Source organism: Paenibacillus sp. FSL P4-0081 (assembly GCF_000758565.1).
GTDB classification, from domain to species: domain Bacteria; phylum Bacillota; class Bacilli; order Paenibacillales; family Paenibacillaceae; genus Paenibacillus_AQ; species Paenibacillus_AQ phytohabitans.
This window is the reverse complement of record NZ_CP009280.1, coordinates 758,333-769,769: the sequence shown is the minus strand read 5'-3', so window position 1 is coordinate 769,769 and position 11,437 is coordinate 758,333. Positions and strand designations below refer to the sequence as shown.

At 53.8% G+C, this 11,437-nt stretch carries 13 protein-coding genes; 2 read left to right on the top strand and 11 right to left on the bottom strand.

Annotation, left to right across the window (positions count from 1 at the left end; translation table 11 throughout):
• Positions 1 to 72: 72 nt before the first annotated feature.
• The gene (bcp, locus tag P40081_RS03465; RefSeq protein WP_042133357.1) at positions 73 to 534 is read right to left on the bottom strand and encodes a thioredoxin-dependent thiol peroxidase; all 462 of its coding nucleotides are present in this window, start codon (positions 532 to 534) and stop codon (positions 73 to 75) included.
• A 102-nt stretch (positions 535 to 636) separates the two neighbouring features.
• On the opposite strand from bcp, the gene P40081_RS03460 reads away from it, so the two are divergent.
• Together P40081_RS03460 and P40081_RS03455 are read left to right on the top strand one after the other, a co-directional pair.
• Positions 637 to 1,695 (top strand): LCP family protein, encoded by a 1,059-nt coding sequence (locus tag P40081_RS03460; RefSeq protein ID WP_042133356.1) that lies wholly within the window; start codon positions 637 to 639, stop codon positions 1,693 to 1,695.
• 105 nt (positions 1,696 to 1,800) lie between these two features.
• Positions 1,801 to 3,126 (top strand): glutamate-1-semialdehyde 2,1-aminomutase, encoded by a 1,326-nt coding sequence (locus P40081_RS03455; RefSeq protein WP_042133354.1) that lies wholly within the window; start codon positions 1,801 to 1,803, stop codon positions 3,124 to 3,126.
• A 72-nt stretch (positions 3,127 to 3,198) separates the two neighbouring features.
• On the opposite strand, the gene P40081_RS03450 is transcribed toward P40081_RS03455, so the two are convergent.
• The 10 genes from P40081_RS03450 to P40081_RS03405 all read right to left on the bottom strand — a co-directional run bounded on the left by P40081_RS03450 (position 3,199) and on the right by P40081_RS03405 (position 11,039).
• Positions 3,199 to 3,816, bottom strand: a complete 618-nt coding sequence (locus tag P40081_RS03450; RefSeq protein ID WP_042133352.1) for a hypothetical protein — start codon at positions 3,814 to 3,816, stop codon at positions 3,199 to 3,201.
• 33 nt (positions 3,817 to 3,849) lie between these two features.
• Positions 3,850 to 4,101 (bottom strand): hypothetical protein, encoded by a 252-nt coding sequence (locus P40081_RS03445; RefSeq protein ID WP_042133351.1) that lies wholly within the window; start codon positions 4,099 to 4,101, stop codon positions 3,850 to 3,852.
• Positions 4,101 to 4,667 (bottom strand): peptide deformylase, encoded by a 567-nt coding sequence (gene def / locus P40081_RS03440; protein ID WP_042140716.1) that lies wholly within the window; start codon positions 4,665 to 4,667, stop codon positions 4,101 to 4,103. Before def ends, P40081_RS03445 begins: the two co-directional genes overlap by 1 nt.
• Positions 4,668 to 4,772: 105 nt before the next feature.
• Positions 4,773 to 6,065, bottom strand: a complete 1,293-nt coding sequence (locus tag P40081_RS03435) for a stalk domain-containing protein (RefSeq protein ID WP_042133350.1) — start codon at positions 6,063 to 6,065, stop codon at positions 4,773 to 4,775.
• Positions 6,066 to 6,171: 106 nt separating this feature from the next.
• Positions 6,172 to 6,462: a hypothetical protein gene (locus P40081_RS03430; RefSeq protein ID WP_042133348.1), complete on the bottom strand. Its 291-nt coding sequence runs from the start codon at positions 6,460 to 6,462 to the stop codon at positions 6,172 to 6,174.
• A 15-nt stretch (positions 6,463 to 6,477) separates the two neighbouring features.
• Positions 6,478 to 7,365 (bottom strand): inositol monophosphatase family protein, encoded by an 888-nt coding sequence (locus tag P40081_RS03425; RefSeq protein WP_042133346.1) that lies wholly within the window; start codon positions 7,363 to 7,365, stop codon positions 6,478 to 6,480.
• 165 nt (positions 7,366 to 7,530) lie between these two features.
• On the bottom strand, positions 7,531 to 8,538 hold the full coding sequence (uvsE, locus tag P40081_RS03420) for a UV DNA damage repair endonuclease UvsE (protein ID WP_042133344.1): 1,008 nt from the start codon (positions 8,536 to 8,538) through the stop codon (positions 7,531 to 7,533).
• Positions 8,535 to 8,852, bottom strand: coding sequence for a hypothetical protein (locus tag P40081_RS03415; protein WP_042133342.1), 318 nt, complete (start codon positions 8,850 to 8,852; stop codon positions 8,535 to 8,537). Before P40081_RS03415 ends, uvsE begins: the two co-directional genes overlap by 4 nt.
• Before the next feature lie 47 nt (positions 8,853 to 8,899).
• Positions 8,900 to 9,991, bottom strand: coding sequence for a D-alanine--D-alanine ligase (locus P40081_RS03410; protein WP_042133340.1), 1,092 nt, complete (start codon positions 9,989 to 9,991; stop codon positions 8,900 to 8,902).
• 19 nt (positions 9,992 to 10,010) lie between these two features.
• Positions 10,011 to 11,039 (bottom strand): amidase domain-containing protein, encoded by a 1,029-nt coding sequence (locus P40081_RS03405; protein WP_042133338.1) that lies wholly within the window; start codon positions 11,037 to 11,039, stop codon positions 10,011 to 10,013.
• Between the last annotated feature and the right edge of the window lie 398 nt (positions 11,040 to 11,437).

Here is an 11,437-nt window from a genome sequence, read left to right as displayed (position 1 = left end):
TATCATGAGAGAGGCTGACCAAAGCTGTTAAAAAAGTAACAGACAAATACAATTAACTCCTAGCATACTTAATTATTTCACGATTTGTTCTAATGCGGCCTCCACATGGCCCTTGACCCGGACTTTTCTCCATTCCGCGATCAGAATTCCTTCTTCGTCAATCAGGAAGGTGGAGCGCACAATGCCCATAAATTCTTTGCCGTAGAGCTTCTTCCGCTGCCACACTCCGAATAATTCGCTTACCTTATGCTCCTCATCGGACAGCAGAGGGAATGGCAAACCGTTCTTCGCGATAAATTTGCCGTGTGAGGCCAGATTATCCGAGCTGATTCCCAGCAGGACCGCTCCATGGGCTGTAACCCTGTCATGGGCATCACGGAAATCGCAGGCTTCCTGCGTGCAGGCGGGTGTCATATTCTTGGGATAGAAGTAGAGCAGGACTTTCCTGCCGCGATACTGGCTTAAGCTGATTTCCTGCCCTGTGGAAGCGGGGAGCGTGAAGTCCGGAACCGCTTGTCCAAGCTTGATATTCATTTAATGTTCACTCCTTATGGATATGGCTGATGATTCGGAAATTGCGTGTATTCCCAAAAGAAATTATAATGTAGAGAATGTGAACCGGAAAGGAAGAACGAAATGCCGCCAAGAAAGAACCGGCACGCAAAAGCCGGCAAATCAAAAAAGAAGACGTTGCTCTGGACTCTGGCAATCATACTCCTTCTAATTATCGGAGGTCTGGTTTATTATTTCACCGCAATCTACAACCAGCTCGACAACCTGCACAAGACAGGTGAAGATTCTCCGTTTGCCAATGTGCCAACAGCCTCGGCGGAAACTGTCCAGCCCCCCGAATGGGAAGGTACAGAGCCTGTGAACATCCTGCTTATGGGTGTCGATGCGCGCGGAGTGAAGAAAGGCGAGGTCCCACGTTCGGATACCATGCTGGTTGCCTCATTAGACCCGGTCAAGAAAAAATTCTATGTCTTCTCCATTCTTCGCGATACTTATATCCCTATCCCTGACCACGGGACACAGCGGATCAATGCTGCAATTACCTATGGACCCAATACGGCGATGCAGACGGTAAGCGACCTGCTCGGCATCCCGATTCAATATTATGTGTATACCGATTTCCAGGGCTTCATGAAGCTTGTAGATGCCGTTGGCGGTGTCGACTATGAGGTTGAGAAAGACATGCACTATACTTCCAAGGCGGACGGGCCTGAGTTCGATATTGATCTCAAAAAAGGCTTCCAGCACCTGGATGGCAATATGGCGCTGCAGTACGTGCGCTTCCGCCATGACGCCACTTCCGATTTCACCCGGACGGAACGTCAGCGCGGATTCCTCAAGGCCGTGGCGGACAAGGTGATCAGTACCACTTCTATTATTAAGCTGCCCACGATTCTGTCAGAGGTTACGCCTTATATTGATACCAATCTTACCTTAAGTGATATGTGGAAGCTGGGGAGCGTCGGCTATGACAGCTCCATGGGCGGCAGTGCACAAATCCCGCCGATGGAGCTGATCAGAGAGAAAACCACCAAGGATGGCTCCCAGGTCATCGGCTTCACCAGTGATGAAGATCTGAAGCAGTTCGTGCAGGATACAGTCACTGCGCCTGATCCTACTCCGACTCCTGAGGCAGAGGCTTCCCCGGGCAGCAGCCCTTCCGCTACACCGGGGTCTAACTAGAATACAATATAACCATGCTTGGCACACAGGGGCGGGCGGACAGCGGGATACACCGCCAGTTCGCCCTTTCCCTTGCGCCTCCGGCATACGAAAGGATGTTATTCCATGAACCGCAGCACATCAGAACATTTATACCAGGAAGCTCTGCAGCATATCGTCGGAGGCGTCAACAGCCCCTCCCGTTCCTTCAAGGCCGTAGGCGGCGGCGCTCCCGTATTCATGAAACGCGCCGGAGGCTCCCGCTTCTGGGACGAGGACGGCAATGAATATATTGATTATCTGGCCGCCTATGGCCCGATCATTACCGGACATGCCCACCCGCATATCACCGCTGCCATTACAGAGGCTGCACAGAATGGACTGCTCTATGGCACGCCAACCCAGCTTGAAATCAGGCTGGCCAAAATGCTGAAGGAAGCTATCCCCTCCATGGACAAGGTACGTTTCGTCAACTCTGGTACAGAAGCCGTTATGACGACCATCCGCGTGGCCCGTGCCTACACGAAGCGCAGCAAGATCATCAAGTTCGCCGGCTGTTACCACGGTCACTCCGACCTGGTGCTTGTAGCTGCAGGCTCTGGACCGTCTACGCTGGGCATCCCGGACAGTGCAGGCGTTCCGGCCAGCATCGCCCAGGAAGTCATCACTGTACCCTTCAATGATCTGGACGGGCTACGCGCGGCGCTTAAGCAGTGGGGCGAAGATGTGGCTGCCGTTATGGTCGAGCCGATTGTCGGCAACTTCGGCATGGTCATGCCGCATCCCGGTTTCCTCGAAGGCCTGTGCAAGCTGACGCATGAGAACGGCTCGCTTGTCATTTATGATGAGGTCATCACCGCTTTCCGTTTCCATTACGGCTCCACCCAGACCTATGCAGGTCTTGCGGGCCATGAGGATATCATTCCCGATCTGACTGCACTGGGCAAAATCATCGGCGGCGGGCTGCCTATCGGCGCTTACGGCGGACGTAAGCATGTCATGGAGCAGGTCGCTCCGCTGGGTCCGGCATATCAGGCCGGAACGATGGCTGGTAACCCAGCCTCGATCTCGGCAGGGATTGCCTGCCTTGAGGTGCTGAGTGCCGAGGGTGTGTATGACGAGATGGAACGGCTCGCTATCCGCCTGACTGAAGGGCTGCAGGAATCTGCCGGACGGCACGGCATTCCACTGACCATCAACCGGATACGCGGTGCATTCTCTACGCATTTCTGCAATCATCCGATTACCAATTACGATGAAGCGCAGGATACCGACGGTGAAATGTTCGCCAGCTTCTTCCGCCATATGCTGAACCGCGGCATTAATCTGGCGCCTTCCAAATATGAAGCGTGGTTCCTGACCACTGCCCATACGGACGCCGACATCGATATTACGCTGGAGGCAGCAGAGGCCTCGTTCGCGGCTATGGCAGCGGAGCAGCAACAGCTGTAATATACTCTAGATAAAGAGGCTGGCCCCAAAGGGACCAGCCTCTTTTCACACCCAATATACCGTGCAGGTTCCTTAGAAATCAATCTGCTTGTCCAGAGTGACTTCCTTATGGCGCGGACGTCTAAGTCCTCTGCCGTCAGGGACCAGTGAGAATTCAATGGAATCCAGCGCTTCCGGCAGCGGGGGCCAAATTAGAAACCGCATCTCTACCTGGGCACCGCCGCCCCGGCCACCATGCATCTGCACCTCATATTCAGCCTCTCCCAAAATTGCGAGTGTAAGAGGGGCTTCGATGCTGACGCTTTCTACGGCCGCTGTCAGGCACTTGATCTCGACCGAGAGAATACTCAGGTTCTCATACTGCATGGAATGAGTGAGAGCATATTCGAAATCCCCATCCCGTGTTGTCTTCATGATCGGAAGCACTCCGCGCAATTCACCCGGCTCTTCCCAAAAGTGGCGTCTGGGCACCGATTCATTCAAGCTGCCCAGTACAAGCGATATTTCCGAAAGCTCCAGCCCCAGTTCATCGGACCATTGCTGTATCATCTCCGGATCCGGAAACAGCTTTTGTCCTTCCGCGACCGACTTCCTCTGCTGTACTAATCTTAGAATCTGCTCATCAATCTGTTTCGCTTCATCGTTGTATACATTCTGCAAGCCTCTTATGGCTATTCTGTTCCACTCCAAACCGCTTCACTCCCGATTTCAAGGTTGAAATGATCAGCTCCCGCCGCTCTTGCGCTGTCCATACATGAACAGCGCAGCAACCGCGAGCGGGGTCACCAGCCTTACTGCGAGCGGCATACTGCCTCCCGCAATAGCGACAACCACATAACTTACAACGATGGCCGCTTCCGCCATGATGTGCTTGTGGAATGTACCTTTTCTAATCCTGTAGACAAAAACCAGCGCAATGACAAGTGCCAATCCTATATATAGAAGGGTTAGCGGCAATCCTTGAATATCCATCATTACCCCTTGCTCTTCTGTTCATACAGGCTGCGGATTTCCACATCCTGCGGAAGCTTGAACGGATTCTGCTGATTGATCCGGTCATAGAACATGATCCCGTCCAGATGATCCATCTCATGCTGAATCACGATCGCCTGATAACCCTTGAATTTCTGGGTAATCACCTGACCGTTCAGATCAAATCCCCGAACCTTCACGGTTTCATACCGCGGCACAAAGCCGTGTACAGGCCGGTCCACGGACAGGCAGCCTTCGCTCTCCGGTAAATACACCATCGCCAGAGAATGGCTGATGATCTTGGGGTTCACCCAGGTATACTCTACATTCTTGCCGTTATCGTCCTTCAGGCACATCACGAACATCCGCTTCTTCAGCCCCACCTGATTGGCGGATAAGCCTACCCCTGAACGGAGCTTATGTTTGGCAGACATTTCGGCATCCTGGCTGTTCTTCAGGAACTGCATCATACACTTCAGCGCCTCGCGGTCTTCCTCCTGCAACGGCAGCTGCACGGGTTCTGCTACCGCACGGAGTACGGGATCCCCTTCACGCACGATATCATCCATCGTGATTATATATCCGGCATTATATTTTGTACTAGACAACTGCGTTCATCCACCTTTGCCTTACGGGCCTGATTTTATTATGCAATATTGATATATTATGCTGGATTATGGATTAATGAAAGCTGTCCGCAGCTTGCTGCTGTAATTCACATCGAAGCCAAGCCCGGTAGCGAGCGCGGCGAGCGGCAGGTACGTTTTATCCTCTTTGCCGACCTTTTGCAGGAATGCCGGGGTATCAATCGCTACATCCGTTCCGTTCACCTTAATCGTCTTCGAGCCAATCGTAATTACCACGGTTCTTCCGCCGTAAATAATCGTCGCGCTGGATGTTTTGTTATCCCATTTACCAGTTGCACCTACCGCATTCAGAATGTCCTTCAGCGCCAGGAAATTCTGTCCATTCTTCAGAATGGGCTTATTGGGAGTGTTAAGCGTGGTCCCATTCACTACAATTGACATCGGTGCGGAGGCTGAAGTCATCACTGCAGCTGCCGGAGTAAGGTATTCCCCCCACTGCAGCTCTGCGAACACCGTGGCGATCCGTTCATAGCCCAGCTGCGTCGGATGGAAGTCTGCCGCTCCAGCCCCGATAATATGGGTGAGCGATCCCTCTACACCGGCAAACTTAGCGGCTACATGGGCTACCTTTACAGGTGCTCCCGCCTGGTTCAGGGTAGCTGCAATATTCTCGGCGGCTACTGTAAACTGTGCAGCGGCACTCATCAGCTTGTCATACGAAGCACCCAGGGCAATTCTGGGAGCAGGCTGATATTGATCGGCCAGCAGAATCGTTGCCAGGGGATTCACGGCCCGGATATTGTCCAGTGCCGATTTCACATTGCTGCTGTACGCCGCGAGGCGTTCCGCAAGCTGGGCTGTGAAGTCAGCCTCCGTTAGTGTCTTAACATTCAGAAACAGACTGCTGACATCATTGCCGCCTATAGTGAGCGTAATCAAATCCGCTGCAGCAAGCTCCGTTCTAATCTGCGGCGTCATAGCGGCAAACTGGGCGATGCGCGGATCAGGCAGCCCCGGCTGGATTGCCTCTGCCGTAGTTGCGATGCCGTCTTTGATGGATGCGGTATACTGAAGCAATCCGGATGTCTTCAGACCTAATATACCGTAATTGCTTAGCGTGCTTCTGCCGTGATACCAGCCCTGCTCCAGTAATCTCTCGGCATATCCGTACGGCTTCACACTGGAATCAGTCATCCCCGGCTCATATCCGGCAGTAATGGAATCTCCAAGTGCCACGATGCGAAAGACATCCTGCTCCGGGGCCGTCGTAACGGCTGCTGCAGCGGCACCGGCAGGGCCTGCATGCACATTAATTATTACAGCGAACAGCAGCAGCCCGCTAGTTCCGGCTGATATGAATCTTCTCCATGTCTTCAGCATCGTATTCCCCCTAAATTAGTATAATTCCATTCTAACACCCAGCCACGCTGCGCAAAAGAGCGGTTTCCCGATTGTTCGGAAAACCGCTCCTGAGGCTTGCTGCGGCTTACTGCTCTCCGCTGCCGGATTCTGTAGAATTCTTATGGCCGCCCGCGCTAGACGGGCCGCTGATTTGTTCAGAACGCTGCACATATTTATCATACCGGCTGTCCAATTCGTAAGCGATTTTGCGGTATCGGCGCGTTTCTTCAACTATAGGATCAAGCGTAGTCTGTATCCGGATCTCATACTTGGGCGAAATCTGGCGGATTTCCTTGGCCTGCCGGTCATCCGGCTCCATCTCGCCATCCTCCAGAAGCTCACTCAGTCTGCGCTCCAGATCATCATTGTCACTCATGGCAATGCCGCCTCCTTACTGCTTCTTGAATCCCGTGGCATCAGCTGCCTGCAGGGAGTTCACCAGATAATCATGTATCCGTCCATTACTCGCCACCACATGGCGTGTACTGATATCGTAGGGATTGCCCTGGGTATCAGTGACTTTCCCGCCGGATTCCAGCACCAGCAGCACGCCTGCCGCACAGTCCCACGGACTCAGGCCCACTTCCCAGTAGCCGTCCACCCGGCCTGCCGCAACATACGCCAGGTGCAGCGCTGCCGAGCCGCCGGCGCGAACGCCGCGCACCTGCGGCAGAATCTGCTGCAGTCCGGCCATATTGGCAGGCTGGGCGAATACCCGGTCCGGCGGAAAGCCCATCGCAATCAGACTGCTTCCAGGCTCCGTCTCCGCTGACACGGCGGTAGGAATCCCGTGCATATACGCACCCTTGCCCTTCTCGGCAACGAACATTTCGTCACGGATCGGATCATAAATAACACCGACTGTCAGATCCCCCTTAACGACGAGGGCTATTGAGACACAGTAGAAAGGAAAGCCGTGTACGAAATTGGTAGTCCCGTCAATGGGATCAACGATCCACAAATACTCATGCTCCCGCGCTTCATCCAGGGCGGCAGTCAGCGCGTCCGCTCCCGGCTGAACGCCTTCCTCCCCAAGGATGGCATGGTCGGGATAATGGGTCAGGATCAGCCGGCGGATCATTTGCTCCACACCTTTATCGACCTCTGTAACCAGATCCTGCGCGGATGTCTTGCTGCCCAGCTCCTTCACCTGGCCTTGTCTGCTCTTGATCCATTCCCCCGCTTTGGCTGCAGCATTAATTGCCGCCGCCGTATGTCCCTTGCTTGTAACTACATAGGGTTCCCGTTCATTTCGGTTATCAGGACTTACAGGACTCATCTCTTCACTCCGCTTTCTTTGAGCATGATCGTTCTCCCATGGAACGCTGTTACGCGCAGGACGTCAAATTGCTGCTCAACTTTCATTCAACGTACCCTATTTCCGCCCACTTATCAAGTTAATACTGGCACCGTAATAAGGCCTAATCCCCTTGTTTGTTGCCTGTTATGCTTGTATATTCACGCTGGCTCCGTTTAGTACCGTAATTCCGTTCCCGCCCTGTGCAAGCTCCTTCATGGCCTCCATCAGGCCAAACAAGGCTCCGTCCTTGAGCTTCGCTTCGATCATGACATCCACTGCCGGGGTATCTGCGGCGATCCGCTTCAGAAAAGCAAACAGCGGAGCCGGCTCCACACCGTCGGCATGGCTCCGCGGATCGGACGGGCTGCGCGGGCTGGAGACATGAATCTTCGGTGGCAGTACTTCCCCGGGCAGGACATCCTTCCGGGCCAGACTGCTTGTCCATGTCTTCTGGATCTCCGGCCACAGCTCCCAGGGGAGCTCGCCTTCGTTGTTGACCCATTGATGATGGATATCCAGCACCATCGGCAGTCCGAGGCTCCGGCTAACCTCCAGTGTCTCCACCGCATTGAACGTCTTGTCGTCATTCTCCAGCGTCATCCGTTCCCGGAGTGCAAGCGGAAGCGCGGAGCATTGCTCACAGAAACGCGCCGCAGACAGAGGCTTGTCCCCATAAGCACCGCCAATGTGGATATTACTCTTGGCGGTTGCCGGCAGCCCCATGGCCTCAAGCATATCGGCATGATGCTGCAGGTCGCGGATCGAGCTTGCGAGCACCTCGGGACGCGGAGTGCTCAGAACCGTGAAATGGTCCGGATGAAAGCTGACCCGCATGCCGTGCTTCTTCACATAAGTGCCCACCTCAGCGAACTCCTCCGCCAGTGCGGACAGCGGATGCCAATCCGCCAGATCAGGATGGGTCGCCAGCGGAATCAGCTTGGAGGTCAGGCGGTAGACCATAATATCCGAGCCTGAATTATGCTTCAGCAGGCGGAGTGTATTATGGAGATTGATCCGTGCGATTGATTCCAGCTTACGCAGTCCGGCTTCCCGGTCGCCCAGCTTGTTAAAGCTTGCCATAGTCATTGTCTTAGAGGGTGAGCAGTCCGGGATGACGGTAGACATGGCGACATAGCCGAAGCGGACAATCATCCTTCTTCTCCGAAGAACATTTCGTAGGCAAGGGCCGTCTGTACCCGCGACTCTTCCTCATTCAGCTTGCGTACCAGATCCATCTCCACAGCTGTAACCTCATTGCCCTGGAAGTTGATTTCAGCAATTGAAGCTGAAATCTTGACGATCGCTACAGCAACATTCTCCGGATTGAAGGCGATGACCTTCTGGCCGGTCGGGTATACACGGAAGCCCTGCTTCACCATTTTGGTTCGTCCGTACTCCAGCAGCTCATATAGCTCCTGTTCATTCTTGAATTTGCACACTGAATTGAATTCTGATTGAAACCCCATGCTTCTCTCTCCTTCCCGGCCGGAATGCTCCCGCCGATCACCATATGTTATTCGTTATCGTACTTAAGCCCTTGTCTGAACTGGTACCGCTCCAGCGCCAGCCCGATCATCCGGTCCAGCAGCACCTGGTAGGATACGCCGGTCTCGCGCCACAGCAGAGGATACATGCTGAACGGGGTGAAGCCGGGCATTGTATTCACTTCATTAATGAGAATTTTGCCGTCAGACTTCCGCAGGAAGAAATCAGCCCGGGTAATGCCGCTGCCCTCAATGGCCTTGAAAGCCAGCAGTGCCGATTCGCGCAGGCGGTCTGCCACCTCGGGATCGACAGGTGCCGGGATCAGCATCTGCGATTTGCCGTCCGTGTATTTGGCCGCATAATCATAATATTCGCCGGAAGAGACGATTTCACCCGGAACTGAGGCTTCTGGCTCTTCATTGCCAAGTACGGCAACTTCTACCTCACGGGCATCGATGAATTCCTCGATGATGACCTTGGTATCATAACGGAAGGCGTAATCAACAGCCTTGATCAGACTTTCTTTGTCGGCTGCTTTGGAGATGCCTACGCTGGAGCCAAGGTTGGCCGGTTTCACGAATACCGGATACCCCAGCTTATCCTCTACACCAACGATCAGCTCATGGCTTTTGCTTTTCCAGTTAGCAGCATTGAAATAACAATATTCACATTGCTCGAGCCCTGCCTCGCCGAACAGCTTCTTCATGACAACCTTATCCATACCTGCCGATGAAGCCAGCACACCTGCGCCAATGTACGGAATATTCGCCATTTCGAACAGCCCCTGGATGGTACCGTCTTCCCCGTTCGTACCATGCAGCAGCGGGAACATCACATCCACAATGGAATCTCCGCCGCTGAGACCGCTGAATAACGCATTCAGGGCCATCCCCATATCACCGGAAGCTCCGGACAGCTTAAGCTCTTCAATTCCGCTGAATGGAGCCTCCAGGGCTGCCCCTACCTTCCACACTCCCTGTTTGGAAATGTAGAATGGAATAATTTCATATTTATCGTAGTCAAAAGCGTTCATAACCGCATAAGCCGTCTGGAGCGATACCTCATGCTCTCCGGATTTTCCGCCGTACACTAGTCCTACGGTCAATTTAGCGTTCCCCATGCCCTAACCTCTTTCTGAATTATAAGTAGTCATTAATATGAAAAAAACGGTAGGCCGTGCGGTCCGTCCAGGCGTAGGAATCCTTGTAATCCCAGAAGCGGTGGCGGCTGCTCACCGTCCGGGCGTTCACCAGCGGCATGCCTCCCGCATCAAAGGCGGTAACAATCGTGCTGTGCTGGTAATGTCCGTTGCCGTCCCAGTCGTATTGGATCACATCGCCTAACATCAGCTGCTCCGGCCGCTCGACAACTTCAGCGCGCAGACCGCTGCTGCGGCTGCCGCTCAAATAACGCTGCAGGCTGTCTGAAACCGCCCAGCTGAAGCTCCACCATTCCTGTGCCCCGTTGTAGCCCTTGTACCACCAGCCCGTTTCTCTTTTACCAGTATAGTTGATAGGTACTCCCCCTGCAAAGAGACATTGGGAGACATAATTGGTGCAGTCCACCTCGAAAATCTCGAACTCCGGATTGCCGTCCTTCCACCAGCGGTCGGCATACGCCGCCGCCTCTTCGCGGCGGTAGCGGACCTCTCTTGCGCCGCTCACTCCGCGCAGGACCCTGCGGTTCAGCAGCGGCTGGGATGGCCGCGGTGAAGGCAGCACCTCCCCCCACTGCGACAGCCGCAAGGCAGGCTCAGTCTCCACCACTTTGCGCACAGCATTCCGCTCGGGAACACTGCGCTCCACGTTGATTATCTCCCAGTCTCCACCTTTCCGCACAAAGGTCAGCCGCTCGGACTCAATCACATCCTCGCGGTGAGTCATTCCGCCCTTCTCATAATAGAATGCGCTGTGCAGCGCCACATCGGCGACCACCTCGGCGGGATTCTGCCGCACGGTACGCAGTGTCCTGACGCCTGTTTCCCCGCGCAGCGGAGTGATCCCCCGCTGGCTGTACCACTGCGCAATACGGCGGAAGCGTGTACGCTGTTCGTCCATGAACCGCGGATCCTTGATTGTGGTTTGGCGCGGTTCAATTCCAGGTGCAACCCGCCCCTTGTTCAGCTGATCCACATAGACATAGAGACTTTTCTTCCACTGCTGCTCCATTCATTCTCCGCCCTTTCGTTCAAATATAAGAATTTATAGGCTCTGGCACTATAAATAATCCTTCTATTTCCCGCTGAAACTGTGCCGTCCTTTTGAAGGGCGGCATAGCCGTTCCCCTTCCCGTTTTGGCTGCTGTCCTATGTAGTCCTATGTATATGAAGGATTGCCTGCCGCTATACAGGACAGGAACGATTTAACTACATTTGAATCCGGGAAACCATCCGCTCCAGGCATGGCTGGAAATAGGCGGAAACGGCTTTGCTGCATGAAGCATATAAATTTCTGGATAAACGGCATTTTCGCTCCATTTAGCGCAGTTTCAACCTCTTACAAACCTTCCATGAAGAAGGAAAAAAAACTTTACTCCCCTCTTTGCAACCGTTATACTTAAAGTATAG

Coding starts and splice junctions, on each gene's coding strand:
- uvsE (WP_042133344.1), bottom strand. CDS start 8,538: ATGATTGTCCGCTTCGGCTATGTCGCCATGTCTACCGTCATCCCGGAC.
- P40081_RS03405 (WP_042133338.1), bottom strand. CDS start 11,039: ATGGAGCAGCAGTGGAAGAAAAGTCTCTATGTCTATGTGGATCAGCTG.
- P40081_RS03425 (WP_042133346.1), bottom strand. CDS start 7,365: ATGAGTCCTGTAAGTCCTGATAACCGAAATGAACGGGAACCCTATGTA.
- def (WP_042140716.1), bottom strand. CDS start 4,667: ATGGATGATATCGTGCGTGAAGGGGATCCCGTACTCCGTGCGGTAGCA.
- P40081_RS03415 (WP_042133342.1), bottom strand. CDS start 8,852: ATGGGGTTTCAATCAGAATTCAATTCAGTGTGCAAATTCAAGAATGAA.
- P40081_RS03435 (WP_042133350.1), bottom strand. CDS start 6,065: ATGCTGAAGACATGGAGAAGATTCATATCAGCCGGAACTAGCGGGCTG.
- P40081_RS03410 (WP_042133340.1), bottom strand. CDS start 9,991: ATGGGGAACGCTAAATTGACCGTAGGACTAGTGTACGGCGGAAAATCC.
- P40081_RS03445 (WP_042133351.1), bottom strand. CDS start 4,101: ATGATGGATATTCAAGGATTGCCGCTAACCCTTCTATATATAGGATTG.
- bcp (WP_042133357.1), bottom strand. CDS start 534: ATGAATATCAAGCTTGGACAAGCGGTTCCGGACTTCACGCTCCCCGCT.
- P40081_RS03460 (WP_042133356.1), top strand. CDS start 637: ATGCCGCCAAGAAAGAACCGGCACGCAAAAGCCGGCAAATCAAAAAAG.
- P40081_RS03430 (WP_042133348.1), bottom strand. CDS start 6,462: ATGAGTGACAATGATGATCTGGAGCGCAGACTGAGTGAGCTTCTGGAG.
- P40081_RS03455 (WP_042133354.1), top strand. CDS start 1,801: ATGAACCGCAGCACATCAGAACATTTATACCAGGAAGCTCTGCAGCAT.